At 66.5% G+C, this 26,309-nt stretch carries 24 protein-coding genes and 1 pseudogene; 11 read left to right on the top strand and 14 right to left on the bottom strand.

Annotation, left to right across the window (positions count from 1 at the left end; genetic code table 11):
* Positions 1–61 precede the first annotated feature (61 nt).
* Entirely contained in the window at positions 62–1,039 is a 978-nt protein-coding gene (locus FF090_RS14480) for a sulfite exporter TauE/SafE family protein (protein WP_138857395.1), read from the bottom strand.
* Between the two features lie 71 nt (positions 1,040–1,110).
* Positions 1,111–2,046, bottom strand: a complete 936-nt coding sequence (gene ybiB, locus FF090_RS14475; RefSeq protein ID WP_138857394.1) for a DNA-binding protein YbiB — start codon at positions 2,044–2,046, stop codon at positions 1,111–1,113.
* A 33-nt stretch (positions 2,047–2,079) separates the two neighbouring features.
* On the opposite strand from ybiB, the gene FF090_RS14470 reads away from it, so the two are divergent.
* Positions 2,080–2,973 carry a patatin-like phospholipase family protein gene (locus tag FF090_RS14470; RefSeq protein WP_138857393.1) on the top strand — a complete coding sequence of 298 codons (894 nt, stop codon included), beginning with the start codon at positions 2,080–2,082 and terminating at the stop codon, positions 2,971–2,973.
* A gap of 12 nt (positions 2,974–2,985) precedes the next feature.
* Here the strand turns inward: FF090_RS14470 and FF090_RS14465 are convergent, their stop codons facing one another.
* The 4 genes from FF090_RS14465 to FF090_RS14450 all read right to left on the bottom strand — a co-directional run bounded on the left by FF090_RS14465 (position 2,986) and on the right by FF090_RS14450 (position 6,324).
* The gene (locus tag FF090_RS14465) at positions 2,986–3,645 is read right to left on the bottom strand and encodes a Crp/Fnr family transcriptional regulator (RefSeq protein ID WP_138857392.1); all 660 of its coding nucleotides are present in this window, start codon (positions 3,643–3,645) and stop codon (positions 2,986–2,988) included.
* Positions 3,646–3,937: 292 nt separating this feature from the next.
* Positions 3,938–4,585 carry an NTP transferase domain-containing protein gene (locus FF090_RS14460; RefSeq protein WP_138857391.1) on the bottom strand — a complete coding sequence of 216 codons (648 nt, stop codon included), beginning with the start codon at positions 4,583–4,585 and terminating at the stop codon, positions 3,938–3,940.
* Complete coding sequence (gene moaA / locus FF090_RS14455) at positions 4,575–5,693, bottom strand: GTP 3',8-cyclase MoaA (RefSeq protein ID WP_138857390.1); 1,119 nt, start codon at positions 5,691–5,693, stop codon at positions 4,575–4,577. The genes FF090_RS14460 and moaA overlap by 11 nt, the downstream gene beginning before the upstream one ends.
* A 46-nt stretch (positions 5,694–5,739) precedes the next feature.
* Complete coding sequence (locus FF090_RS14450; RefSeq protein WP_138857389.1) at positions 5,740–6,324, bottom strand: C40 family peptidase; 585 nt, start codon at positions 6,322–6,324, stop codon at positions 5,740–5,742.
* 273 nt (positions 6,325–6,597) lie between these two features.
* On the opposite strand from FF090_RS14450, the gene FF090_RS14445 reads away from it, so the two are divergent.
* Complete coding sequence (locus FF090_RS14445; protein WP_138857388.1) at positions 6,598–8,523, top strand: propionate--CoA ligase; 1,926 nt, start codon at positions 6,598–6,600, stop codon at positions 8,521–8,523.
* A gap of 119 nt (positions 8,524–8,642) precedes the next feature.
* Positions 8,643–9,299, top strand: a complete 657-nt coding sequence (locus tag FF090_RS14440; RefSeq protein WP_138857387.1) for a PEP-CTERM sorting domain-containing protein — start codon at positions 8,643–8,645, stop codon at positions 9,297–9,299.
* 45 nt (positions 9,300–9,344) lie between these two features.
* Here FF090_RS14440 and FF090_RS14435 read toward each other — a convergent pair whose 3' ends face one another.
* From FF090_RS14435 to FF090_RS14425, 3 genes are all read right to left on the bottom strand, one after another.
* On the bottom strand, positions 9,345–11,000 hold the full coding sequence (locus FF090_RS14435; protein WP_138857386.1) for a PhoH family protein: 1,656 nt from the start codon (positions 10,998–11,000) through the stop codon (positions 9,345–9,347).
* Positions 11,001–11,163: 163 nt separating this feature from the next.
* A complete protein-coding gene (locus FF090_RS14430; RefSeq protein ID WP_138857385.1) occupies positions 11,164–11,652 on the bottom strand; it encodes a peroxiredoxin in 489 nt (162 codons plus the stop codon).
* Between the two features lie 140 nt (positions 11,653–11,792).
* Positions 11,793–12,164 carry an Mth938-like domain-containing protein gene (locus FF090_RS14425; RefSeq protein WP_246071431.1) on the bottom strand — a complete coding sequence of 124 codons (372 nt, stop codon included), beginning with the start codon at positions 12,162–12,164 and terminating at the stop codon, positions 11,793–11,795.
* A gap of 120 nt (positions 12,165–12,284) precedes the next feature.
* Between FF090_RS14425 and FF090_RS14420 the strand changes: the two genes are divergently transcribed.
* From FF090_RS14420 to FF090_RS14385, 8 genes are all read left to right on the top strand, one after another.
* Entirely contained in the window at positions 12,285–13,520 is a 1,236-nt protein-coding gene (locus FF090_RS14420; RefSeq protein WP_138857383.1) for a pyridoxal phosphate-dependent aminotransferase, read from the top strand.
* A gap of 5 nt (positions 13,521–13,525) precedes the next feature.
* Complete coding sequence (locus FF090_RS14415) at positions 13,526–14,842, top strand: homoserine dehydrogenase (RefSeq protein WP_138857382.1); 1,317 nt, start codon at positions 13,526–13,528, stop codon at positions 14,840–14,842.
* Between the two features lie 2 nt (positions 14,843–14,844).
* Complete coding sequence (gene thrC / locus FF090_RS14410) at positions 14,845–16,248, top strand: threonine synthase (protein WP_138857381.1); 1,404 nt, start codon at positions 14,845–14,847, stop codon at positions 16,246–16,248.
* Complete coding sequence (locus tag FF090_RS14405) at positions 16,248–17,462, top strand: molybdopterin molybdotransferase MoeA (RefSeq protein ID WP_138857380.1); 1,215 nt, start codon at positions 16,248–16,250, stop codon at positions 17,460–17,462. Before thrC ends, FF090_RS14405 begins: the two co-directional genes overlap by 1 nt.
* On the top strand, positions 17,456–17,704 hold the full coding sequence (locus FF090_RS14400; protein ID WP_138857379.1) for a MoaD/ThiS family protein: 249 nt from the start codon (positions 17,456–17,458) through the stop codon (positions 17,702–17,704). Before FF090_RS14405 ends, FF090_RS14400 begins: the two co-directional genes overlap by 7 nt.
* A 268-nt stretch (positions 17,705–17,972) precedes the next feature.
* On the top strand, positions 17,973–18,335 hold the full coding sequence (gene speD, locus FF090_RS14395; protein ID WP_138857378.1) for an adenosylmethionine decarboxylase: 363 nt from the start codon (positions 17,973–17,975) through the stop codon (positions 18,333–18,335).
* 50 nt (positions 18,336–18,385) lie between these two features.
* Positions 18,386–19,663 carry a GGDEF domain-containing response regulator gene (locus tag FF090_RS14390; protein ID WP_138857377.1) on the top strand — a complete coding sequence of 426 codons (1,278 nt, stop codon included), beginning with the start codon at positions 18,386–18,388 and terminating at the stop codon, positions 19,661–19,663.
* Positions 19,664–19,730: 67 nt separating this feature from the next.
* Entirely contained in the window at positions 19,731–20,045 is a 315-nt protein-coding gene (locus tag FF090_RS14385) for an ArsR/SmtB family transcription factor (protein ID WP_138857376.1), read from the top strand.
* Here the strand turns inward: FF090_RS14385 and FF090_RS14380 are convergent.
* From FF090_RS14380 to FF090_RS14360, 5 genes and pseudogenes are all read right to left on the bottom strand, one after another.
* Entirely contained in the window at positions 20,023–21,567 is a 1,545-nt protein-coding gene (locus tag FF090_RS14380) for a flavin monoamine oxidase family protein (RefSeq protein WP_175423669.1), read from the bottom strand. The two genes, FF090_RS14385 and FF090_RS14380, sit on opposite strands and share 23 nt — an antisense overlap.
* A pseudogene (locus FF090_RS14375) lies at positions 21,564–23,122 on the bottom strand (polyamine aminopropyltransferase). Before FF090_RS14375 ends, FF090_RS14380 begins: the two are co-directional and overlap by 4 nt.
* Positions 23,119–23,337 carry a DUF350 domain-containing protein gene (locus tag FF090_RS14370; protein ID WP_138857374.1) on the bottom strand — a complete coding sequence of 73 codons (219 nt, stop codon included), beginning with the start codon at positions 23,335–23,337 and terminating at the stop codon, positions 23,119–23,121. The pseudogene FF090_RS14375 and the gene FF090_RS14370 overlap by 4 nt, the downstream one beginning before the upstream one ends.
* A gap of 21 nt (positions 23,338–23,358) precedes the next feature.
* Complete coding sequence (locus FF090_RS14365; RefSeq protein ID WP_138857373.1) at positions 23,359–24,942, bottom strand: DUF4178 domain-containing protein; 1,584 nt, start codon at positions 24,940–24,942, stop codon at positions 23,359–23,361.
* 83 nt (positions 24,943–25,025) lie between these two features.
* On the bottom strand, positions 25,026–26,081 hold the full coding sequence (locus FF090_RS14360; RefSeq protein ID WP_138857372.1) for an SPFH domain-containing protein: 1,056 nt from the start codon (positions 26,079–26,081) through the stop codon (positions 25,026–25,028).
* Positions 26,082–26,309 lie beyond the last annotated feature (228 nt).

Genomic DNA, 26,309 nt, shown 5'->3' with positions numbered 1-26,309 from the left:
CCCCGAGCGGCCTGCGGCCCACTCGGGGGGTGGCGAACGAGGTGAGACTGGGGGCGCATGTTCAGGCCAAGGCCTTCCAGATGTTGAAGCTGCTGATCAGCACGATGACCGATCCGACCAAAGCCAGCAAGGCCTTGGTGTGAAGGCGAGCGGTTAGCAGGGCGGCGAAGGGCGCGGCGAACAGGCCGCCAATCACCAGGCCGCCCACCGTGGTCCAGGGGCTTTGATCGCCGATCAGGAGGGCAAACACCCCGGCGCTGACAAAGGTGAGGAAGAACTCGGCCAGATTCACCGAGCCGATGGTTTGGCGCGGATCCTGCCCGGTGCCGACCAGGGTGGTGGTGACGATCGGGCCCCATCCGCCACCGCCCACGGCATCCAGGAAGCCGCCGGCCAGGCCCAACTTGGCCACATGGCGCGGTGCGCGGCGCTGGGCCTTGAGCTTGCCGAAGATCTTGCTGAACACATAGAGCCCCATCAGCAGCAGATAGCCGGCGACAAAGGGCTTGAGTGCTGCGCCGTCGACACTGGACAACACCCAGGCGCCGCCCGCCGCCCCCAACATGCCCGGCACCAGCAGGCGCAGGAACAGGTTCTTGTTCACATTGCCCAGCTTGATGTGGCTGATACCCGAAACCCCGGTGGTGAAGACCTCGGCAATGTGCACGGCAGCGCTGGCCACGGCGGGGCTGCTGCCGCTGGCGAGCAGAAAGCTTGTCGAGGTAATGCCATAGGCCATGCCCAGCGCGCCATCCACGGTCTGGGCCAGCAGGCCCACGGCCACGGCGGACCAAAACTCGCGGCTGTTCAGGGCCTCGGCGATGAGTTGCAGGCCGGTGTGGCCGCTGGGTTGGTTGAACAGCCGGGTCGCCAAGGTGAGGGTCAGTGCCATCAACAGAAAGGCCACCGACCACATGGTGAAGCGCAGCAGCGGATGGGCGCCGGGGTGCGACACCGCGTTCTCGATAGGGGGCAAACCCAGGGCCGCGTGTTCGGCGTTCACCGGGTTGCTGCTGAGGTCGAGGTCGCGGATCTTCATGAGGAGCGGGACTGTAGGGAGACAACGATAGTTTCAAAACGAATTTATCGTTGTCTCTATATTCAATTGAGTTATTTGGCGAGCTGCCGAACCTCATCGACCCATTCGGACCAGCGGCGCGGCCACATCGCCGGCCCCTGCTCCAGGGCCTCGCGGAGGGCACTTACCTCTTCGGCCTGGGTGGCGGCACGGGCTTGTAGCGCCGCATCCAGATCGGCCTCGCTCGAAGGCAATGGCTGAGGCCGGCCGTCCAGCGCCGCAGCCCACGCCGCCGGTCGGCGCGGGTGGGGGTAGGCCTCGCCCTCGCAGCCCTGCATCAGCAGCGCAGCGCCGCCACCGACGGTCAGCTCGGGCAGGGCTTGGCCAATGCGGTCGATGAACTCGCCATGGGTCAGCGCGATCACGCGCAGGCTTCGTCCGGGTGCGGGGTCCAGCAATTTGGCCAGGGTGTGGCCGCAATTGCGCACGCCCATGCGGGTGCGCAGGGCCATCAGGCGGTCCAGTCCGGGGCAGAGCAGGGCGGTGGGCAGCACGGCCAGCCGCTGGGTCGCCAGTCGGGCCTGCGCTTCGCTGAGGCTGCTGCAGGGGGCGTGCCCCAGAGCTTCGAACAGGGCCAGGGTATTGGCGCGCTCTGGGCCGAAGTCGAATCGGCCATGGACCAGCACGGGCTGCCCCTGGGCGGCCAGATGCAGGGCCAGCAAGGGCATGGCGTTGAAGAGCTTGCGCGCACCGTTCAGGCTGGGCAGCACGACCAGGCGTGGACCCGCGGGGACTTGAAGCGTCTGGGTCCGCAGGGCCAGGGCTTCTGCAAAGCCCAGCAGCTCTGCGCAGGATTCGCCCTTGATCCGCAAGCCCAGCAGCAATGCACCCAAGGCCAGATCATCGACCTCGCCGTCCAGCAACGCGCCAAACAAATCGCGTGCCGCAAGGCGATCTAAGTCGCGCGCTCCGCGCGCGCCGCGCCCGATTTCTTTGATCCAGTGCTGGACAGGCCATGTCTTGTTCATCCCGCCAGTGTCGCCGCGCAGAATGCGGCCCCGATGAAGACCGCATTCCTGACCTTGTTCCTGAGCCTGCTGTTGGCAGGCTGTTCCCTCACCCCGCCGCAGCCGGTGACGCCGCCTGTGGTGGAGCCGCCGCCCGTGCCGCCGCCCCGGGTGCTGAAGCCGCCGCGTGTGGCCCTGGCCTTGGGCGGGGGGGCGGCGCGGGGTTTTGCGCACATTGGCGTCATCCAGGTGTTGGAGGAGGCTGGCATCAGGCCCGATCTGGTGGTCGGCACTTCGGCCGGGTCCCTGGTGGCGGCGCTGTATGCCAGTGGCAAGTCCGGCACCGAGATGGCGCAGCTGGCCGAGACCATGGACGAGGGCGCCATCACTGACTGGAGCTTCCCTCTCAAGGGCCTGATCAAGGGCGAGGCGCTGGCGCGCTATGTGCGCCAGCAAACGGGTGGCCGCCCCATCGAGCAGATGAAGCTGCCGCTGGGCATCGTGGCCACCCAGCTGGCCGATGGCCAAGGCGTGCTGTTCCGCAGCGGCGATTTGGGCCAGGCGGTGCGGGCCAGCAGCGCCGTGCCTGCCGTGTTTCAGCCGGTGGACATTGCCGGGCGGCTGTATGTGGACGGCGGCCTGGTGGCGCCGGTGCCGGTGCGCTATGCGCGTCAGATGGGGGCCGAGGTGGTGATCGCCATCGACATCAGTTCGCCACCGGATGCCAAGACCAAGACCGACCCCTTCAGCATGCTGATGCAGACCGTGGCCATCATGGGACGTTCCATCAACAGCCTGGAGTTGCGCGAGGCCGACTGGGTGCTGCGGCCGGATCTGTCGGCCGTCAGCAGCAGCGACTTTGGTGCGCGGCGCCAGGCCATTGCGGCGGGCCGTCAGGCGGCCCAGGCCGCGCTGGCTCGCATCAAAGGCCTGGTGGCGCCGCGCTGAGCGGCAAGCGGCTCACCAACGCAGCGGCAGGGGCCGCAACAGCCGCAGACCTTGGGGTTCGACCACCAAGTAGCCGCCGCGCTCCAGGTCCTTCATCACGCGGCTGACCATCTCACGCGAGCAGCCGATCTCGGCGGCCCAGTCTTTATGGGTGCGCGCGGGCTCGATCCACAGGCTGCCGTCGCTCTGCGGCTTGGCGCCTTGCTGTAACTGCGCGCGCAGGCGTCCATACACATCGTTGAGCGCGAGCTGCTTCAGCCCTTGGGTGGCGCTGCGCACGCGCCGGATCACCTTGGTCAGCAATTCCAGCGCGAATTCCGGCTCCTCGCGCAGATGGTCCAGCAAGGCCTGACGCCCGATGCGCACACACCAGCTGGGCTCCAGGGCCTGCACGCTGGCCGAGCGTGCGCCGCCGTCCAGTCCCATCTCCCCCACATAGTCGCCGGGTTCGCAATGGCCATAGACCACCTCGCGATCCTGGCTGGCACTGCTGCCATAGACCTTGAGCCGGCCGCTGAGCAGTAGGTAGAGGGTGTCGCCGACATCGCCCTCGGTGATCAGCACGGCGCCCTTGGCATAGCGGGTGGCCTGACCGCGCTGCGCCAGCTTCTTCAGGCTGGTGCTCAAGGGAGCGTCGTCTAGCGAGGGGCAGTCGGAGGCGGCGTTCGGCATGCCCCCATGCTAGGGCGAGTCTTCGCCCCTGCTTCAGGAGGGAAAACGCGGAGCCAGCGGCGGCAGGGCCGCCATGCGGCGCAGCCGGGCGCGGAAGAAAGGACTGTCGGTGCTGTGCTCAGGGGCTTAGCCCTTCATCGGTGCCTCCAACAACACTGAGTTCCAGCACGCCAACTGAGGGGCGCGATGCTCGGCAACTTGCATGGTGGGCTCCACACTTTTGACGAGATCAAGCGTAGGTAGAGCGAGCAAGCCCAGGGTGCAAGGCATTGCCCGTTGGCCTGCGCGGAATTCACCGAGCGGGGGTTGACTCCTGCAAATCGGCCAGCGCATTGAAGTTGCCGAAGCCGCCGGCCTGCTCGGGTGGCAGCAGCAAGGGCTGGGCGCCCAGGTGCCGCAGGGCGGCCTGCAGGCGGCGCTCGCCCTGATCGAAGAGGGTCTGCAAGGCCGGTGCGAGCTCGGTGCGCAGCAGGACGTGGGCCGCCTGCCAGCGTGGCGGCCCCTCGGCCTGTTCAAAGGCCGGCGCAATCGCTGGCGCGTTCTGGCTCAGCAGGCCTTGCACCAAGCGTTGGGCCAGATCGGGGGGCAGCAAGGGGGTGTCGCAAGGCAGCAGCCAAACCGCGTCGCAGCCGGCCTGCTTGGCAAACCGCAGGGCCTGCAGCATGCCCGCTAGCGGACCCTGTGCGCGGTGCGCGAGGTCGTCCTGCAGCAGCGGTAAACCGCGCTGCGCGTAGTCAGACAGATTGCGATTGGCGCTGATGGCCAACGCTTGCCAGCGCACTCCCTCTTGGGCGCGCAGGGCCTGGAGCATCCAGTCCACCAGCGCCTGGCCCTGCCAGGGGACCAACCCCTTGTCGGCACCCCCCATGCGCAGTCCTTGGCCCCCTGCCAGCACCACGGCGGCCAGACGCAGGGGCTTTTGCAGGGGTTCAGCCGCCAATGAAGTGCATCTCCACACGGGTTTCGGTCGGCGCCTGGCCGCCGGCGCGCAGTTCCGAGTAACGGTCGGCGCGCTGCGCCCAGGCGCCGGCAATTTGCTGCGCTAGCGCGGCATCGGGGCTGCGTCCATCGCGCAGCGCGCTGCGGATATCCAAGCCCTGCGAGGCGAACAGGCAGTGGTAGATCCGCCCATCGGTGGAAAGCCGGGCGCGATTGCAGTCGTGGCAGAAGGCTTGGGTCACACTGGAGATGAAGCCCACTTCGCCGGCGCCGTCGGCGTAGGCCCAGCGTTCGGCGGTCTCGCCCGGCCGTGCCGCGTCCAGCGCCTGCAGCGGCCAGCGGGTTTGCAGGCGGGCCAGCAAGGCATGGCTGGGCAGCACCTGGTCCATGCGCCAGCCATTGGTGCTGCCCACATCCATGAACTCGATGAAGCGCAGCACGATGCCGCTGCCGCGAAAGTGTTCGGCCAGGCGCTCGGCTTCGTGGTCGTTGACACCGCGTTGCACCACCATATTGACCTTGATGGGCCCCAGGCCCACGGCCTGGGCGGCGGCAATGCCGTCCAGGACATCGGCAACGGGGAAATCCACATCGTTCAGGCGGCGGAACAAGGCATCGTCCAGCGCATCCAGGCTGACGGTGATGCGCTGCAAGCCGGCATTGCGCAGGGCCCGTGCCTGCCGCGCCAGCAGGGCACCGTTGGTGGTCAGGGTCAGATCAATGGGTTGTCCGGACGGGGTGCGCAGCGCGGCCAGTTGTTCCACCAAAGTGGGCAGTTCCCGCCGCATCAGCGGTTCGCCGCCGGTCAGGCGAATCTTTTCGACGCCCAGATCAACAAAGACCCGGGCCAGCCGGCTGATCTCCTCAAAGCTCAGCAGGTCTTGCTGCGGCAGAAAGCGGTAGCCGGGGCCGAACACGGCCTTGGGCATGCAGTAGCTGCAGCGGAAGTTGCAGCGGTCTGTGACGGAAATGCGCAGATCGCGCAGCGGACGGCCCAGCCGATCTTGCAGCGGGGCACCGGCCTTGGTGGGAGGCTCCGTGTCGGCGGCTTGGCTGCGACGGGTGCCCACCGCTCTGAGGGCGCTCAGGGGAACGCGAACTTCATTCATGTCGCCGCATTGTGGGCCTGGACCCAAGCGCCGAGCTTGAGGCGGGTCAGAGGCTGGTGTTGGGCGCGGCCGGAGCGCGGCGGGCGCCGGTGAAGCGGCGCGACCAATAGCTGTCGCGCATGTCCTCGACGCGGATCACTGCACCAGCCCGTGGGGCGTGGATGAATTTGCCTTCACCTACATAGATGCCCACATGGCTGAAAGTCGCGCGCATGGTGTTGAAGAACACCAGATCGCCGGGGCGCAATTCCTCGCGCTGGATGCTGAGCAGATTGGCCAGCCGGGCTTGCTCATCGGCGCGGCGGGGCAGTACCAGACCCAGGCTGCGCTCGAACACATAGCGGGTGAAACCGCTGCAATCAAAGCCCTGGGCCGCCGTGTTGCCGCCGCGGCGGTAGGGCACGCCCAAGAAGCCCATGGCCGCGCGCACCATGCCGGTCGCGCCCTCGCGCACTTGCCCCAGCCAGGCGGACTCCCCCTCGCCGGGCGGGCCGATGAGGCCGCTGGCCGTCAGGAAGCGCTCGATGGCGGCTGAACGTGGCACGGCCGAGGCCGGCTCGTCCGGATGCGGCGGCCCGGCCGTCTGGCCGTGGGCCGGTCCCCATGCCGCGAGGGCACAAAGGAGCGTCATCGTCGCGGTGGCGGCGCGTAGGCGCATCGGTTGGGGGGATCCTTCAGGGGGCAGACGGGCGGCCAAACAAGCCGTCAATCCGGGAGGGGCAGGGCGGCGGGAGGCAGCCCTTCACCCAAAAAAGTGGCGCAGTGTGCCGGCATGCGGCGGGGAGTGTCAATATTTTCGACACTTTGTTGCGGGTAATCCGGCATGGGGCAAACCTGGGGCCGCGCGGTCAGTCCCCCGTCAGGCAGGACTTTTCACAATGACGGCAACCCCAGGAGGATTGCCATGTCCCTTGCCGCCGACCCCAGCGGTGCCTACCAAGCCTTTTACCGCCGCTCGATCGACGACCCCGAGGGCTTTTGGGCCGAGCAGGCGCAACTGATCGACTGGCAGCAACCTTTTACGCAGGTGGTCGACACCAGCCGGCCCCCCTTCGCGAAGTGGTTTGTTGGCGGCCAGACCAACCTTTGCCACAACGCCGTGGATCGGCACGCCGCGGCCCATCCGGATCGAGCCGCGCTGATCTGGGTCAGCACCGAGGTCGATCAGACCCGGCAGTGGAGCTTTGCCGAGTTGCAGCGTGAGGTGGAGGCCATGGCCGCCATCCTGCGCGCGCAAGGCATTGGCCAGGGTGACCGGGTGCTGATCTACTGCCCCATGGTGCCCGAGGCGGTATTTGGCATGCTGGCCTGCGCGCGGCTGGGGGCCATCCATTCGGTGGTGTTCGGGGGCTTTGCCAGCCACAGCCTGGCGGGGCGCATCGACGACTGCGCGCCCAAATTGATCCTGAGTTGCGACGCCGGCAGCCGTGCCGGCAAGGTGCAGGCCTATCAGCCACTGCTGGAAGAGGCCTTGCGTCTGTGTGCCCACCAGGTGCCGAAATTGCTCTGGATCGATCGCGGATTGGTGCCCATCGAGTGGCGTACCGATCGGGATCTGGATTACGCCAGGGAGCGTGAGCGAGTTGCGGGGGAGCGCGTGCCCTGTGTCTGGCTGGAGAGCAACGCGGTCAGCTACACGCTCTATACCAGTGGCACCACGGGTCGACCCAAGGGCGTGCAGCGCGATGTCGGCGGCTATGCCGTGGCCCTGGCGGCCAGCATGAAGCACATCTTTGACGGTCGACCGGGTGAGACCTATTTTTCGACCAGTGACATCGGCTGGGTGGTGGGGCATAGCTACATCGTCTATGGCCCCTTGATTGCCGGCATGGCCACCCTGATGGTCGAAGGGCTGCCCACGCGCCCTGATCCGGGCATCTGGTGGCGGCTGGTCGAACAGTACAAGGTGTCGGTGATGTTCAGCGCCCCCACGGCCGTGCGGGTGCTGCGCAAGGCGGATCCCAAATACCTGCACGAGGCCGACCTTTCGAGTCTGCGCGCGCTCTTCTTGGCGGGCGAACCCCTGGATGAGCCCACGGCGCGCTGGATCCGAGATGAACTGGGTCGGCCGGTGATTGACAACTATTGGCAGACCGAGACCGGTTGGCCGATCTTGACCCTGGCACGCGGGGTCGCGCCCATGCAAGAGCGCCTGGGTTCGCCCGGCGTGCCGATGTATGGATATCGCTGTGTTTTGGTGGATCCAGAGACTGGGGCTGAGCTGCAAGAGCCTGGCCAGAAGGGCGTGTTGGCCATTGATCACCCGCTGCCACCCGGTTGCCTGCAAACGGTCTGGGGTGACGACGAGCGCTTCGTGAAGACCTATTGGTCCAGCATTCCGGGACCGCAGCGCTACTCCACCTTCGATGTGGCCCTTCGCGATGCGGATGGCTACACCTTCATCCTTGGGCGTAGCGACGACGTCATCAATGTGGCCGGACATCGGCTGGGTACGCGCGAGATCGAGGAGTCCATTTCCAGCCATCCCGGCGTGGCCGAGGTGGCCGTGGTGGGGCGGGCCGATGAACTCAAGGGCCAGGTGGCGGTGGCCTTTGTGGTGCCCAAGGACAGCGCCGCTCTGGAAGGTGAGGGTGCACAGGTCTTGCAGCAGGGTGTGATGCACTGTGTTCAAAGCCAACTGGGCGCGGTGGCGCGGCCGGCCCAGGTGATCACGGTGGCCGCGCTGCCCAAGACCCGCTCCGGCAAGCTGCTGCGCCGCGCCATCCAGGCGATTTGCGAGTCGCGCGAGCCGGGCGATCTCTCCACCATCGAAGACCCTGCGGCGTTGATGGCTTTGGCCGAGAGACTGCGGCAGACCGGCGCGCAGTGAACAAGTCACGGCCCCAGCCGTTGCGCCAGGGCCGCTCCTGCAAGCTGTGACATCTGCACTAGGGCGTGTGCCGGGGGCTGGGCACAGTCCAGGGTTTTCCCCGGACACCCCTTCTCACGATGTTCAAACTGCTCGGTGCCTTGATGGTGAGCCTGCCCCTGATGGCACAAGCCGCTCCCAGCCCCAATTTGGTAGTTAACGGCGGATTCGAGAGCAATTTGCTGGGTCGCGGCTCGTGGGCCGTGTTCGCTGCTGCGCAGAACAGTCGCACCGACCGGAGCGAGGCCGTTGAGGGTTGGCGCTTGGTTCAGGGGCGCGGTATTGAACTGCGCGACAGCGTGGAAGGCGCCGCGCACGAAGGCGAAAACTACGTCGAGCTCGACAGTCACGGTAACGCACGCATGGCGCAGGACTTCCTGGGGCTGAAAGCCGGTCAGCGCCTGGACCTGAGTTTCTGGTATTCGCCTCGCAAGGGCGTGGTGGCCGATTCCAACACCATCCAGGTGTACTGGAACGGCAAGGCTTTGACCCTGGATGGCATCACCGCCAGCGGCCAAGGCTTGCGGGCGCACGACTGGAAGGAGCACGACTTCTCGGTGCTGGCTCAGGATGGGCGCAACACCTTGGAGTTCGCAGCCATCGGGCGCAGTGACAGCTTGGGTGGATCCCTCGATCAGGTGAGCCTTAGCCACCATGTGCCGGAGCCGGTCAGCCTGGCGCTGCTGCTGCCGGCCCTGGTGGCTGGCGGCTGGGTGACGCGACGCCGCCGAGCTTGACTTGGGATGGCAATGAGAAAGGGCGCCGATGGCGCCCTTTTTTGCTTACAGCACCTCGCTGGCGAAGTCCGCCAATCTCGAGCGCTCGCCACGCGCCAGCGTGATGTGGCCGCTGTGGGCCCAGCCCTTGAAGCGATCCACGCAGAAGGTCAGGCCCGAGCTGCCCTCGGTCAGATAGGGCGTGTCGATCTGCGCCAGATTTCCTAAGCAGACCATCTTGGTGCCAGGGCCGGCCCGCGTCAGCAGGGTCTTCATCTGCTTGGGCGTGAGGTTTTGCGCCTCGTCGATGATGACGAACTTGTTGAGGAAAGTGCGCCCGCGCATGAAGTTCAGGCTCTTGACGCGCACCTTGGAGCGCATCAGATCCTGAGTGGCGGCCCGGCCCCAGTCGCCGCCCGCGCCGTCCCCGCGTGTGAGGACTTCCAGGTTGTCATCCAGGGCGCCCATCCAGGGATTCATCTTTTCTTCTTCGGTGCCGGGCAGGAAGCCGATGTCTTCGCCCACGGGCACGGTCACACGGGTGACGATGATTTCGCTGTAGCGGCGCTCGTCCAGCACCTGGGCCAGACCAGCGGCCAGGGTCATCAAGGTTTTGCCGGTGCCGGCGGTGCCGGTCAGGGTCACCAGATCAACTTCGGGGTCCATCAGCAGGTTGAGCGCGAAATTTTGCTCGCGGTTTCTCGCCGTGATGCCCCACACGCCGTGTTTGGGATTGGCGTAGTCCTTGAGTGTGCGCAGCACGGCGCTCTTGCCGGTGATCTCCGTGACGCGCGCATGCAGCGGAGCCTCGCCGGGCGCCTCCAGATAGACCATCTCATTGATCATCAGTGAGGGCACCAAAGGTCCACTGATGCGGTAGTAGGTGTGGCTGCCCTGGGTCCAACTCTCCATGGTCTTGCCATGGCGCTCCCAAAAATCGGCGGGCAGGGCCTGCACACCGGTGTAGAGCAGGTCGCTGTCTTCCAGGGCCTTGTCGTTGCGGTAGTCCTCTGCCGCCAGGCCCAGGGCACGGGCCTTGATGCGCATATTGATGTCCTTGGACACCAAGACCACATCGCGGCTGCCGTGCTTTTCCTTCAGCGCCTGCACCACGCCCAGGATCTGGTTGTCGGCCTTGCCTTGTGGCAGTCCTACTGGCAGGCCGGCTGTGAACACCTCGGTCTGGAAATACAGGCGGCCACCGGCTTCCTTATGCCCGCTGTGATTCAGCGGCAGGCCCTTGGCCATCTCCTCCAGCGTGTGTTGTTCCATGCTGGCGGCCAGCGCGTCGAGTTCGCGACTGACCTGGCGCACATTGCGCGCCACCTCGCTCATGCCCTTCTTGTGCCCGTCGAGTTCCTCGAGGGTCATCATGGGCAGATAGACGTCGTGCTCATCGAAGCGGAACAGCGACATCGGGTCGTGCATCAGCACGTTGGTGTCGAGCACAAAGAGTTTGGTCGGCTCGCCCGGAGCGGTTGTGCTGCGGCGGCGCTTGGGAGCTGCGGTGCTGACCGGGGCCGTAGCGGCCGCCAGGCTGGGGGCTGGGGCCGCTGCGGGCTTGGTCGTCGATATTGCCGCAGGCGGTGCGGCCACCGCTGCCGGGCTGCTGCGCTTCATGCCTGGTTTGGCTTTGGCGGGGGTGCCGGGCTTGAGGTCTTGGGCCAGAGCGCTGGCAGGCACGCGATCGGCTTTCTTGGCGGGCGGCTTGGGCAGGGGCATGGGCTCTCAGGGCTCCAGAAAAGAAAAAGCCGCCCGAGACGGGGCGGCTTCGAGGGATGCGGGGCAATCACATGGCATGTCGCAAGGCATGCGCTGATTATGCACAGCGCAAAAGACAAAGCCCGGCCGAAGCCGGGCTTGCTCTGAAGCGCTAGGGAGGGGCTTAGGCCGCTTCCTTGGTCTCGCCCTGCAGGGCCTTGATGGCTTCCAGCACTTCTTCCACATGGCCAGCCACCTTGAGGCCGCGCCATTCAGCGCGCAGGATGCCCTGGGGGTCGATCAGGAAAGTCGAGCGCTCAATGCCCTTGACCTTCTTGCCGTACATGATCTTGTTCTTGACCACGCCGAACATATGGCACAGCTTTTCTTCGGTGTCCGCGATCAGTTCGAAAGGCAGGCCCAGGGTCTCCTTGAACTTGGCGTGCGACTGCAGGTTGTCGCGCGACACGCCGATCACCACCGCGCCCAATTTCGTGAGTTCTTTGTGGTGATCGCGGAATTGCATCGCCTCGGTCGTGCAGCCCGGGGTATTGTCTTTGGGGTAGAAATACAGCACCACGAAGCGGCCGGCGTAGCTATGCTGCGTGAACTTAAGCCCGCCGGTGGCTAGGGCCTCGATGTCGGGAAGGGCTTTGTTGAGCGCAGGCGTCATGAGGTCGGGGTCTCGCAGCTAGGGACTCACCCATGGTGCCCAGGGTAAGCCCCGTTTGGGAGTGGTGGCCGAGGCTCACCACAAAACGGGCACAGCCTGCGATTATACGGGTCTTGGCAAGACCCATGCCGTTGGCCCCCTCATGCGAGGAGGATGGCTGCCAAAACCTTACGGCCTTCGCCGGCCAGCACATTGAAGGTGCGGCAGGCGGCGTGCAACTCCATCGCTTCCAGGCCGATGCGCTCTGCCATCAGGGCCGCATGCAATCGAGGGTGCACAAAGCGGTGTTTGGTCCCGGTGGACAAGATGACCAGCTCGGGACGGAAGTCCAGCAGGCTCTCAAAATGCGCGGCGTCCAAGTCTTCGAATCGCTGCGGGGTCCAGGTCTGAACAGCGCCGGACCAGGGCACCAACACCGACTGCAGATGAACCGTCTCGCCGACCCAGATCCGGCCCGCTTCCATCTTGGCAATGTGATTGACGCCGTCGGCTTGCTCTAGTTGGAATTTCATTCGAGGCTGCAGTCTAGAAAGCCTGCGCCGGGCGCGAAGGCTGGCGAGGTGGCTGTGTTGAAATCGGCGCCCACGTGTGCGCTGCAACATTATCGGCGCCACCCTTGCGGAGATCTGGTTTTGAAGCCCCTGTTGAAGTCCACCAAACTGTCCAACGTCAACTACGACATTCGTGGCCCGGTGCTGGAGAAGGCCCGTCAGATGGAGGACGAGGGCCACAAGATCATCAAGCTCAATATCGGCAATGTGGCGGCCTTCGGCTTGCTGCCGCCGGATGAGATCGTGCAGGACATGATCCGCAACCTGCCCTCGGCCGAGGCGGCGGGCTACACCGATAGCAAGGGCTTGTTCTCAGCCCGGCGCGCGGTGGTGCATTACACCCAGCAGCAGGGCGTGGCCGGGGTGACGGTGGACGATGTCTACCTGGGCAATGGTGTGTCCGAACTCATCACCCTGGCCGTCAATGTGCTGCTCAATGAGGGCGATGAACTGCTCGTGCCGTCGCCCGACTACCCGCTCTACACCGCCGTCACCGGTCTGGCTGGTGGCAAGCCGGTGCATTACCGCTGTGTGGAAGAGCAGGGTTGGCTGCCCGACTTGGCGGACATGCGCGCCAAGGTCACGCCCGCTACGCGCGGCATCGCGGTCATCAATCCCAACAACCCAACCGGCGCGCTCTATCCGCGCGAGACGCTGCTGGGCATCCTGGACATCGCCCGCGAGCATGGTCTGGTGGTGCTGGCCGACGAGATCTACGACAAGACCCTGTTCGATGCTGCCCAGCACATTCCCATGGCCTCGCTGGCCGAGGATGTGTTGATCCTGACCTTCAACGGACTGTCCAAGAACTACCGCTCCTGTGGCTTCCGTTCCGGATGGATGGTCGTCAGCGGTGCGAAGAAGGATGCACGCGACTTCATCGAGGGCTTGAACATGCTCTCCAGCCTGCGCCTGTGTGCCAATACGCCCGGGCAGTTGGCAATCCAGACCGCGTTGGGTGGCTACCAGAGCATCAAGGACCTGGTGGCGCCGGGCGGGCGCTTGGCGCGCCAGCGTGATCGCGCTTATGAGTTGCTGACGGCGATTCCCGGCGTGACGGTGGTCAAGCCCATGGGTGCGCTGTACATGTTTCCGCGCCTGGACCCCGAGCTCTATCCGATCGCCGACGACCAACAGTTCGCCTACGAACTCCTGGCCGAGGAAAAGGTGCTGATCGTGCAGGGCACGGGCTTCAACCACGGTGACTCCCAACATTTCCGGCTGGTTTTCCTGCCCCATGTGGATGACCTGGAAGAGGCGATCGCCCGCATCGCCCGCTTCCTGGCCGGCTACCGCAAACGTCACGCAAAGGCTTGAATACGATGAAACCGATCAAGGTGGGCCTGCTGGGCTTTGGCACTGTGGGCGGCGGCACCTACCAGGTGCTGACGCGCAACCAGGAAGAGATCAGCCGCCGCGCCGGGCGCCGCATCGAAGTGGCGGCGGTCTGCCGGCGCGATCTGGCGGCAGCTCGCACCCAGGTGGGCGAGGGCGTGCGTGTGGTGGCCGACCCGATGGACATCGTGCGTGACCCCGAAATCGACATCGTGGTCGAACTGATCGGCGGCGAGGGCGTGGCCCGCGATGTGGTCATGGCGGCGATTGCCGGGGGCAAACATGTGGTGACGGCCAACAAGGCCCTGCTGGCCGTGCATGGCAACGAGGTTTTCGCCGCGGCCCAGGCGCGCGGTGTGATGGTGGCCTTCGAGGCCGCCGTGGCCGGGGGCATCCCCATCATCAAAGCCCTGCGGGAGAGCCTGGCCGGCAACCGCATCGAGTGGGTGGCCGGCATCATCAATGGCACCACCAACTTCATCCTGAGCGAGATGCGGGCCAAGGGCCTGGATTTCGAGGGGGTGCTGAAAGAGGCGCAGCGCCTGGGTTATGCCGAGGCCGATCCGAGCTTCGACGTCGGTGGGGTGGACGCTGCGCACAAGCTGACGCTGCTGAGCGCGATCGCCTTTGGCATTCCGGTGCAGTTCGAGCGTGCCCATGTCGAGGGCATCGTCGGTCTGTCCTCGGTGGACATCAAATACGCCGAGCAGCTGGGTTACCGCATCAAGCTGCTGGGCATCACCCGGCGGCGCGACGAACTGGGCGGCATCGAACTGCGCGTGCATCCCACCCTGATTCCCAGCCAGCGCCTGATCGCCAATGTCGAGGGCGCGATGAACGCGGTGATGGTGCAGGGCGACGCCGTGGGCACCACGCTGTATTACGGCAAGGGCGCGGGCGCAGAGCCCACTGCCTCGTCGGTGGTGGCCGACATCGTCGACGTGACCCGCCTGGCCACCGCCGACCCCGACCACCGTGTGCCGCATCTGGCCTTCCAGCCCGACCGCATGGATGCCACGCCCATCCTGCCCATGGCCGGGGTGCGCACCGCCTACTACCTGCGTCTGCGGGTGGCCGACGAGACCGGGGTGCTGTCGCGCATCACCACCATCCTGGCCGAGAACGACATCAGCATTGACGCCGTGCTGCAGCGTGAAAGCCGCGAGGGCGAGCGCCAGACCGATCTGATCATCCTGACCCATGTGACCGTGGAAGAGCGCATGGACCGCGCGCAGGAATTCATGCAGAGCCTGCCCTCGGTGCTGGCGCCCATCGTGCGCATTCGTAAAGAAGAACTAGCCTGAGCATGCGCTATCTCTCGACCCGGGGCGGCGGCGCGCCCAAGCGTTTTTGCGACATCCTGCTCGAAGGCCTGGCCGAGGACGGGGGGCTCTACCTCCCGGAGCAGTACCCGCAGGTGGACGCCGCCACGTTGACGCGTTGGCGCTCGCTGCCCTATGCGGAGCTGGCCTTCGAGATCCTGTCGCTCTACATCGATGACATCCCGGCCGAGGATTTGAGGCGCATCTGCGCGCAGACCTACCGCGCCGAGGTGTTTGGTGGTCGGTCCGAGATCACCCCGCTGCATCAGCTGGAGAGCGGGCTTTATCTGCAGGAGCTGTCCAACGGCCCGACCCTGGCCTTCAAGGACATGGCCATGCAGTTGCTGGGCGCCCTGTTCGAGTACGAGCTGGGCCGTCGCGGCGAGACGCTCAACATCCTGGGCGCCACCAGTGGCGATACCGGCAGCGCGGCCGAGTACGCGATGCGCGCTCGCGCTGGCATCCGCGTCTTCATGCTCAGCCCGCACGGTCGCATGAGCCCGTTCCAGCAGGCGCAGATGTTCAGCCTGCAAGACGCCAACATCCACAACCTGGCGGTGCGCGGGGTGTTTGACGACTGCCAGGACATCGTCAAGGCGGTTTCCAATGACCTTGGCTACAAGAAGAGCCGCAAGATCGGCACGGTCAACAGCATCAACTGGGCGCGGCTATTGGCCCAGGTCGTGTACTACTTCGCGGGCTACTTTCAGGCCACCAAGTCAAACCAAGAGAAGGTCAGCTTCACGGTGCCGAGCGGCAACTTCGGCAACGTTTGCGCCGGGCATGTGGCGCGGCAGATGGGTCTGCCGATCGAGCAATTGGTGGTGGCCACCAATGAAAACGATGTGCTGGACGAGTTCTTCCGCACGGGTCGCTACGCCCCGCGCAGCGCCACGCACACGCACGCCACCAGCAGTCCGTCGATGGACATCAGCAAGGCCAGCAATTTCGAACGTTTCATTGCGGATCTGTTCGGTCGCGAAGGCGCGCGGGTGATGTCCGCCTTTACCGCGCCGGCCTTCGAGTTGCCGCATACCGAGTTCGAACGGCTGCGCGCCGAGTTCGGCTTTGAGTCCGGTGCCAGCCGCCATGCGTATCGGGTCAGCACCATTCGCGCCTGTTGGCAGCAATGGGGTCGGCTGATCGACCCGCACACCGCCGACGGTCTGAAGGTGGCGCTGGCCGCGCGTCGCCCCGGTGTGCCGATGATCGTGCTGGAGACGGCCTTGCCGGCCAAGTTCGAAGCCACTTTGATCGAGGCCAGTGGCAGTGCACCGCCGCGCCCGGCGGCGTTGGTGGGCATCGAGAATCTCCCCCAACGCGTTCAGGTGCTGGACGCCGATGAGGCCCAGGTGCGGGCCGTGATCGATCGCGAGTTGGGTGTTTGATGATTCCTTTGAGTGAGGCGCTGACGCGCCTGCTGGCTGCCGTTCAACCTCTGGCGGCCGATGAGACGGTGCCGACCTTGGCGGCGCGTGGGCGCGTGCTGGCGCGCACGCAGACCGCCCCCATTGCCGTGCCATCGGCCGACAACAGCGCCATGGACGGCTACGCCGTGCGCATGGCCGATGCCGGCCTGGAACGCCCCGTGCTGCAGCGCATCCCCGCCGGGCAGTGGCCTGCAGCCCTGCCTGCGGGCGGCGTGGCGCGCATCTTCACCGGCGCCAGCCTGCCGCAGGGGGCCGAGGCCGTGGTGATGCAGGAGCAATGCAGCACCCGCACTGACGAGGCGGGCACCCTCTGGGTGCGCCTGCCGCAAGAACTCAGCCTCGGCCAGAACATCCGCCGCGCGGGCGAGGACATCCGACCCGGCAGCGAGATCCTGGCCGCCGGCCAGCGCCTGGCCCCGGCCCATCTGGGGCTGGCGGCTTCCGTGGGCCTGGCCGAGCTGCCGGTGCGGCCGCGCGTTCGCGTGGCGCTGTTTTCCACCGGCGACGAGCTGGTGATGCCCGGCGAGCCGCTGCCGCCCGGCGCCATCTACAACAGCAACCGCTTCACGCTGCGTGCCTTGCTGGAAGAGCTGGGCTGCGAGGTGCAGGACTTCGGCATCGTGCCTGACCAGCTGCAGGCCACAAAGGATGCGCTGGCCCGCGCGGCGCTCGCGGCCGATCTGGTGCTGACCAGCGGCGGCGTCTCGGTGGGCGAGGAAGACCATCTGAAGCCGGCGCTGGAGTCCCAGGGGCAGCTGGACCTCTGGCAGATCGCCATCAAGCCCGGCAAGCCCTTTGCCTATGGGCAAATCAGGCGGGAAGACGGCAGCCACGCCCATTTCGTCGGGCTGCCGGGCAATCCGGTGTCCAGCTTTGTCACTTTTTTGCTGTTGGCGCGGCCCCTGATCCGTCGCCTGGCCGGTGAGGTGGAGTTGGCTGAGCCGACTCTGCATCTGCCGGCCGCTTTCGAGTGGAGCCGCCCCGACCCACGCCGCGAGGAGTTTCTGCGCGTGCGCCTCAATGCCGATGGGGCGCTCGAGCGCTTCTCGCACCAGGGCTCGGGCGTGCTGTCTTCGCTGGCCTGGGCCCAGGGCCTGGTGTGGCTGGCGCCGGGCCAGACGGTGCAGCCCGGCCAGACGGTTCGCTTCTTGCCCCTCTTGCTCCCATGCTGACTCTTCGTTTTTTTGCCCGCCTGCGCGAGGCCCTGGGCCCGCAGGAGTCCTGGCCCTTCGAGGAAGGTCTGACCGTGGGTCGCCTGCGCGATGCCCTGATTGCACGGGGCGGCGCCCATGCCGAAGTTCTGGGGCGGCAAGCCTTGCTGCGCTGCGCGCGCAACCAGCAGATGTGCGCCGAGGACACGCCGCTGGCCGATGGCGATGAGGTCGCCTTTTTCCCGCCGGTGACGGGCGGGTAAGAGGCTGTGCAGCAGTGACTTGCGCCCGCGTGAGCCCCCCAAACGGTCCCAATCTAGGCGCCGGCGCGAAGCCTGGGTGGGCCCCAGTCGAGCGCTGGCAACAACGAGTGGGGCCGTGTGGGGACCTCACCCTCCGGGCTGGGGCCTTCCAGAGCGCTGGCGGGTGTTGCAGCCCTAGCCCGCACGCGAGTGCGGGCGTCGAGCTGCGCCTACGCCAGCGCCCTGCCAGGCCCCAGCGCGGGCGCAATTCACTGCTGCGCAGCCTCTAATGCAAGGCCTGCACCTGTGCGCTGACCTGCGTGGCTGCGACCCCGCGGCCGCCTTGATGACCGACTGCGCGGCGCTGCGCAACCTGTGCGTGGATGCGGTGGCGCAAGCCGGGCTGCAGGCGGTGGCCGAGTGCTTTCATGCCTTTCAGCCCCAAGGCTCGGGCATCACCGGGGTGGTGTTGCTGGCCGAGTCCCATCTGGCCGTGCACACCTGGCCCGAACAAGGTGCGGTGACCCTGGATGTCTATGTCTGCAACTTTGGAGCCGACAACTCGGCCAAGGCGCAGGCACTGCTGCAGCAGTTGCAGGCGGCCTTCGCGCCAAAGCAAGCGCAGTTGCAGGCGCTGGAACGTGGTGGTTGATGGCGTAATCCCGCGCCTGCCGTTGGCAGAGCGCGGCCTAGCATCGGGCCATGGACCCCAGCCAGAGCACACCCCTGACACAGCCTGTGTTGCTGATCGAGGATCAGCATGCTGTGGCCAACTGGGCGCGCCAGGTTCTGAGTCGTCACGCGGGTTGCCGGGTGGACTGGGCGGCCACGCTGGCCCAGGCGCGCCAGCTGCTGGAGCAGGCTGAGCAACCTTATTTCATCGCGGTGGCCGATCTGCTGCTGCCAGACGCTGAGGCCGATGCGGTGCTGGACCTGCTGCGCCAGCATGGGCTGCAGGCGGTGGCGGTGACGGCCGACTACGACCCCGCGCTGCGTGCCACGCTGCTCAAGCGCGGGCTGGTGGACTACGTGCTGAAGGACAACAGCCATGTCTACCACTACGTGTCGGGGCTGATTCAGCGCCTGTGGCGCAACCGGCAGCAGGCCGTTCTGGTGGTGGACGATGCCGCCTCGGTGCGCGGCCTGGTGGTGTCCTGGCTGACTCGCCTGGGCCTGTGCGTGCACCAGGTCGCGGACGGCCAGGAGGCCTTGGCCTGGATGGCGCGCGACCCCGCCATCCGTCTGGTGCTGACCGACCGTCATATGCCTGGGATGGACGGTTTTGCCCTCGTCAAGGAATTGCGCCGGCAGCGCGGCCGCGACCGCCTGGCCATCATCGGCTTCTCGGCGTCGGAAGCGCATGACCTGTCGGCCCGCTTTTTGAAGCTGGGTGCCAACGACTTTCTCGTCAAGCCCTTCTCCTATGAAGAGCTGTGCGCGCGCGTGCACCAGAACCTGGACATGCTGGATACCCTGGAGGCCCTGCGCGAGCTGGCCAGCCGCGACAGTCTGACCGGCCTGTTCAATCGCCGTCACTTCTTTGCTGAGGGGCGTGCGCTGAGCGAACGCCCAGCGCCGGCGGGTCAGATGCATCTGGTCGTCATGCTCGATGTGGACCATTTCAAGCAGGTCAACGATCGCCATGGTCACGCGGCGGGCGATGCCGTGCTGCGGCAATTGGGGGCGCTGCTGACGGCGCGTTTTGCCGACGGCCTGTGCGCGCGCCTAGGGGGCGAGGAATTTGCGTTGCTGCTCACGGGTGCGCCGTCCACCCTCCTGGAGCGGCTGGAGGCCCTGCGGCTGGAGTTCGCGGCCCTGTCGCAAGGAGCCGGGGGCGAGCCCTTTCAATGCAGCTTCAGTGGCGGCGTCGTCGGCTCCCAGAGCGCACCGCTGGAAGATCTGCTGCGCCAGGCCGATCAGCGCCTTTATGAAGCCAAGCAGGCCGGGCGCAACCGCATCCTGGGCTCGGGAGTGGGCTGATCACTGGCGCGTGGCGTGGCCGGGCACAATGGGTTCAAACCTTTGAACGCAATCGCCCGCCCAACGCATGTCCCCCGCCTCGGAACAACTTGCTCAGACCTTTGCCGAGTGCAAGCCGGTGTTTTTTGCCCTCAGCGAGATCGCGCGCCAGCAAATCTTGCTGCTGCTGTCCGAGCACGAGGCGCTCAACGTCAACCAGATCGCCGAGCAGTTGCCGCTCTCGCGCCCGGCCATTTCGCACCACCTGAAGATCCTGCGCGATTGCGGGCTGGTGCAGGTGTTGCCGCGCGGCACTGAGAACCTGCACCTGCTCAGCGCCACCTCGGCCGTCGAGCTGCTGGCGCGTTGCGCCGCCGAGCTCAACGCGCTGGGGCCCGAATAAGGCTCCCGGCCGCATTCAGGCCGGCGTAATAGGCCTCCTCAAACACCGAATAGGCCGCCAGATCGGCGTGGGCGATGCTCACCCGGCCGCGCAGATTGCGCAGGGCGGTCAGCGCCGGCTGGCTCTTGGCGCCGGGCGTGGGCACGGCCATGGCGTGGCCCCAACGGGTCAGGCGCATCTGCTGCACGTGCTCCAAGAGGTCCGGGTGCGTGGGGGTGAGCGTGCCCAGCACACGCGTGGCCCACTCCGCAGCCGGCGCGCTTTGAAGCCTGGCGCGCTCCTGTGGGGGCAGGGCCCAGTAGAGGGTCCATACCTGGGGGCCGGGGCGTGGGTCCAAGCCCTGGTGCTGGGCATTCACATAGCCCAGGGTGGGCGAGGCTTGGATCACGTTGTCCCAGGCCAGCGGCGCGCCCACGCGGCTCAGGGGCGGGCCATCGAGGCGCAGATTGGCCACCAGCCAAGGGGCGCGCTGCAGCTTCACCTGGCCAAGCGCGCTGGGTGGGTTGCGCCACAGGCGCTGGGCCACAAAGAGCGGCACCGCCAGCACCACGTGCTGGGCCTGCCAATCCTCCAGCCCTTCAGGCCCCCAGCAGCGTAGGCGCAGGCCTTCGCGTTCCTCGTCGAGCTGCAGGCCCACCCGGCCGGCGAGGATGCGCTCGCCCAGCGGCGCCGCCAGGCGTTGCACCAGCCAGCCGTTGCCTTGTGGCCAGGTCAGAGGGGGTAAGGCAGGGGCGTCCTCCTCCTCACCCGGTGCGTGAAAGCCGTGGCGGCTCGCGAAGTAGTGCAGCCCGGCCCAGGCGCTCACGCTGTGGCTTCCGGCGCCGTAGTCGTCCCGGCAGCAGTAGTCCAGGTACCAGCGCAGGCCCGGTTCAGTCAGGCCCTGGGCGTCCAGCCAGCGCGAAAACGTTTGCGTCTCCAGGGCCTGATGGGCGGCGCTCCAGGGGGCACGGTAGCTGGGCAGGGAGAAGCCCAGCCCCTGCGCCGAGGACACCGCTTGCGCGAACAGCCGGTGCTGGGCCAAGGCTTTGGCATCGGCGGCCGCAGGGAGCAGACCGGGCTGCCAGCGCGCTCCATCAAAACGGCGCTCGGCCGGACTGTGGACCGTGAAGGCCTCATGCGCCTGCCAGCGACCAAAGCGTCGGCTGGCGGCGCCGAACTCAACCAAAAGGTCCTGCAGCTCGGGCAGATGGGCGCCCGGCTGCGGCAGGTAGTGCGCGCCCAAGGGGCAGGGCAGATCACCCACCTGACCCGCGCGGCTGTTGCCACCGGGAGCGTCATCCAACTCCAGCACCGTCACCTTGCGCCCGGCGGCTTGCAGGGCACGGGCGGCACTCAGGCCCGCCACACCGGCACCCAGCACCAGAACGTCGGTGCGCCGCTGCGCGGCCGGGCCGCTGGGCACGGCCTCGCGCAGGCGGTGGCCGCGCGCCGGGTCAGGGCCCAACCACTGAACGTCCAGCGGCGCGGCGCGGCGACTGCAGGCAGCCAGACCGGCCAGCAGCAGGGGGCGGCGTGCGATCAATGCACGGCACCCCACTCACGCAGGAAGTGCTGCACCAGCACCGGATCGGAGAGTCGGTTCACGCCGCCCTCGACGCGCGCCATATCGGGCGGGAACTGCATCATCAGCGGCAGGGTCTGCGGCGTCAGGAAGCGCAGACCGGAGGGCAGCTGGGCTGGGGCGCTCCAGCGGCGGTGACCGGCGAGCACAAAGCCCCACTCGCCAAAGCTGGGCACATTGGCGTGGTAGGGCGTGGTCTGCAGGCCGACGGCCTCCAGCGTGTCCACCACGGTCCAGAAACTGTGGCGGGCAATCAGGGGCGAGGTGGACTGCACCACCAGGAAGCCGCTGGCACTCAGATGCTCCAGCACGCGCTGATAAAAGCTGGTGCTGTAGAGCTTGGCCAGTGCGTGGTTGCTGGGGTCGGGGAAGTCGGCAATCACCACGTCATAGCCACCCGGGCGAGCCTGGGTCTCCAGCCAGGCATAGGCGTCGGCGTGCACCACGCGCACCTTGGGGTGGCGCAGGGCGTCGCCATTCAGGCGGGTCAGCACCGGGCTTTTGGCCAGGCGGGTCACGGCCGGGTCCAGTTCCACCAGGGTGATGGATTCGATCCCGGGGTAGCGCAGGATCTCGCGCACAGCCAGGCCGTCCCCCCCCCCAGCACCAGCACATGGCGGGGCGCGCCGTGGGCGGCCAAAGCCGGGTGGACCAGGGCCTCGTGGTAGCGGTACTCGTCGCGTTCGTGAAATTGCAGATTGCCGTTCAGATGCAGCTTGACCCCGGTGCGCCCCTGGGTCACGACCACCCGCTGATAGGGGCTGCTTTGCTGCAGCACGATGGGTTCGCCATAGAAGCGCTGTTCGGCCCAGGTGCTCAGACGTTCGGCGCCGCCCCAGGCGCCCAACAGCACGGCCAGTGCCACGCCACAGGCCAGGGTGTGGGCCCACAGCGCGCGCAGCTCGCGGCGGAACATCCACAAGGCCCATAGGGCCACCGCCCAGTTCAACATGCCGAAGAACAGCCCGGTACGCACCAGGCCCAGCTGCGGCACCAGCAGCAGCGGAAAGGCCAGGGCCACCAGCAGGGCGCCCAGGTAGTCAAAGGTCAGCACCTGGCTGACCAACTCGCGCAAGGAGGCCCGCTCGCCCGGTGCGTGCGTTTTGAGGATGCGCATCACCAGCGGGATCTCCAGCCCCACCAGGCTGCCCACCAACAGCACCAGCGCATAGAGCAGCACGCGGAAAGCGGTCTCGCTGCCGGGGGGCAGCAGGCTGTGAGCGGCAAACAGGCCCATGGGCAACAAGCCACCCAGCACCGCCACCAAGAGCTCAATGCGCAGGAACTGAGCCACCAGCTGGCGCTCTACAAAACGGCTCAAGTACGAGCCGATGCCGAGTGCGAACAGATAGCTGCCGATCACGGTGCTGAACTGCAGCACCGAGTCGCCGAGCAGGTAGGAGGCCAGGGCGCCGGCGGCCAGTTCGTAGGCCAGACCGCAGGCGGCGATCAGGAAGACGCTGAACAGCAGCAGGGCCTCTGGGACAGAGACCCTTTGGGAAACCGAAGTGTTCAATGAATTGCAGCGGCCACGATCAAGCCAATCGAAATGCACATCGCCGCAACGACGATGGCCAGGGCCAGATTGCGGTGCTCGACGATCTCTTCCCACAGCTTGTAGGGCGTGAGCTTGTCGATGACGATGAAGGTGACCCAGAAGATCACCACGCCCATCAGCGCATACATCAGGGTGCCGCCCACGGCGGCAGGGGTCAACCATTCAACAGTCATGTCTTGCTCCTAGGTGTTGCGTCATTTATGGCCTCCGCCGCCAAAGCCGGATCCGCCGCCTGAATAGCTGCCGCCCGAGTACCCGCTGCGCCGCTGATTCGCCTTGCACTGCTGGTATTCCAGGCTCTGCGCGCCGAAGCGTTGCTCATAGGTTTCGCACTCGTCGCGCGAGCAAGCCTTCATCAACACGATCAAGAGCAGCGCGATGAAGATGAAAACCGCGATGCCCTTGAGGGTGTCGCCGGTATTGCCGGACAGTGGTTTGGGGTCGTTCTGGATACGGGCCTGGGCCGTCTTGTCCAGCCGGAAGGCGGCCCCCACCTCGGCCGAATCAATGCTGCGGCCCAGGCTCCAGGTGATCTCGTTGCCGGACTGCTCGCGTGACAGCACGCCGCCCGAGCCTCGGTAGTCGGTGACGTCGCAGCGCTCGTCGCGCTGCACCTTCCAGTAGAACTCGCCCAGCACATGGGTGGTGATCGCGCTGTAGCGTTCGTGCAGTGCAAAGGTCTGGCCTTGCCAACGCGCGCTGTTCATCACCATGTCGGGCGCACCGGTCAGCACCCGCACCAGGCTCCAGCCTTCGGTGGCATCCACCAAGAAAGCAAAGCCCTGCGCCTTGTTGAACAGCAGGTACTCGCGCCAGAAGTACTGCTCGCCCTCGTCGTCGGGGGCCGAGCAACGCTCCATGAAGCCCACGACTTGCCAGGGCAGCTTGTTGCCGCCGCGCTCCAGGGCCAAGTGGCCGGTGCGGCCCAAGGGAATGGGCGGCGGTGTCCCGATGGCCTGTTGATGGAAATGCAGATCCGCTGGGGCGTTGGCCTGGTCGCCGCTCAGTTCGACCACGGCCTGGCACTGACCGCAGGTGATGGACTGGCTCTGGCTCAGCTCGGGCTGAATGGCTGCGCCGCAACTCGGGCACTGCAGGCTGCGGCCGGACCAGGTGGCGGCCGACTCCTCGCGCGTCTGCGCCAGTTGCAGCGCCGGCAAGTCCACGGCGCGGCCGAGACTCCAACGTGGCAGCGCCTCTGGGCCTACGAATTCAAGGGAGCCCACCTCGTCGCGGCTGCTGCGCAGCTCGACCACAAAGACCGGCTCGCCCAGGCGCGGGGCCTGGGGCAGCTCGCCCTCGGCGGCGTGCAAGCTGGCCTCGGTCAGCGCGGCGACGCGGAAGCTCTGGCCGTCGACGATTTGCTGCGCACCCAGACGCAATTCAGCCCGCGCGGGGGGCTGCGCGAGGGGCAGCGGCCAACTCAGCACAAAGCGGCCGTTGTCCTCACTGAGGTAAGCCGACTTGCCGCTGTTGTCAAAGTAGGCATGCCACTCGTTCCAGCGTCCGCCCTCATAGGCGAGCTGGACCCGTCCCAGGATCGTGAAGGGCTCGTTCTGGAAGCGACCCTGGGTGCCGATCTGCAGCGGCGAATAGTCGGCAAAGAGCTCGGCGCTCTCGCCGGTCTTGCGCAGCACTTCGCCCTCGCGCAGCAGGGTGCTGCGGCAAAAGCTGCAGACCGCGCTGGGCGATGCGCTGGAGGCGAACTCAACCGGCGCGCCGCAGTTGGGACAGGCGGCGCGCCAGCGGCGCTGCGCTGGGGCTTGATCCTCAGTCAAGGATCAGCAGCGCCCGCCGGGCCGTCCCAAGGGCGCGACGCCCCCTCGGGGGGTGGCGACCGCAGGGAGACTGGGGGCCACGTTCACAGCTTGCTGAGGAGCTCGGCCTTCTTTGCCGCGAACTCTTCTTCGCTGAGGATGCCCTTGGCTTTCAGATCACCCAGTTTCTCGATCAAGGCAATCACGTCCTCGGCCTTGGGAGCAGCCGGAGCGGCCGCAGCCTGGGCTTGAGCCGCCTGAACGGCGGGGTTCACCCCGGCCAGACCGGCCTGCATCTGCTGGGCCAGCACCTGGCCCATGGCCACACCGGCCCCCAGGCCCATGGCATCGCCCATCACGCCGCCGCCACCGCCCTGAGCCACGCCCTCGGCCATCTTGGGGATGGCCTGGGCGGTCTGGTACTGCATGAACTGGCCCATGTTCTGGCCGATCATGCCCATGCCGATCTTCTGGTCGAGGATCTTCTGCAGCTCTTCGGGCAGCGAGACCGACTGCATGGTCAGGCTCTCGAGCTTCAGGCCCAGCGCGTCGAAGAAGGGCGCGGTGGCCTCTTGCACGGCCTTGGCGAACTCGATCTGGTTGGCAGCCAGGTCCAGGAAGGGGATGCCGCTCTGCGCCACGCCATCGGCGATGTGCTGCAGCATCAGGCCGCGCAGTTGTCCGTCCAGGTCCGCCACCGTGTAGGTGTCGCGGGTGCCGCTGATCTCGGTGTGGAATTTCTTCGGATCGGCAATGCGGTAGGCGAAGTTGCCAAAGGCGCGCAGACGCACCGCACCGAAGTCCTTGTCGCGGATGGTGATGGGCTGCGCGGTGCCCCAGCGTTGGTCAATCTGCTGGCGCGTGCTGAAGAAGTAGACGTCGCTCTTGAACGGGGACTCGAACAGCTTGTCCCAGTTCTTCAGATAGGTCAGCACCGGCAGGGTTTGGGTCGTCAGCTTGTGGGTGCCGGGGCCGAACACATCGGCCACCTTGCCCTCGTTGACGAACACGGCCATCTGCGACTCGCGCACGACGAGCTGGCCGCCGTACTGGATCTCGAAATCCTTCATCGGATAGCGCCAGGCGAGCGTGCCGTCGCCTTCTTCAGTCCATTGCAGGATGTCAATGAATTGTTTCTTGATGAAATCCATCAGGCCCATGGTGCGTTCCTCATCACACAAAGCCGTCAAGTGACGGCGGCGGGAGTATCGGGCGGAACAGGCCACGTTGTGTTTCATTGCGCTTGCAATCGAAGCACTTCTGGGGTGTCGGGTTTTCCAGATCCGGGGAAACGACCCCGCAAGCTTTAGCCAGTCTTTAGGTGCCTCTGGTTACGCTGACTGTGCAGTTTTTCACGAGCATGCGCGCCGCCCGCTGCCACTGCGGTG

The sequence above is a fragment of the Inhella inkyongensis genome (assembly GCF_005952805.1).
GTDB lineage: Bacteria > Pseudomonadota > Gammaproteobacteria > Burkholderiales > Burkholderiaceae_C > Inhella > Inhella inkyongensis.
The sequence above is the reverse complement of the archived record's forward strand: the minus strand, read 5'-3'. Positions and strand labels throughout refer to the sequence as shown.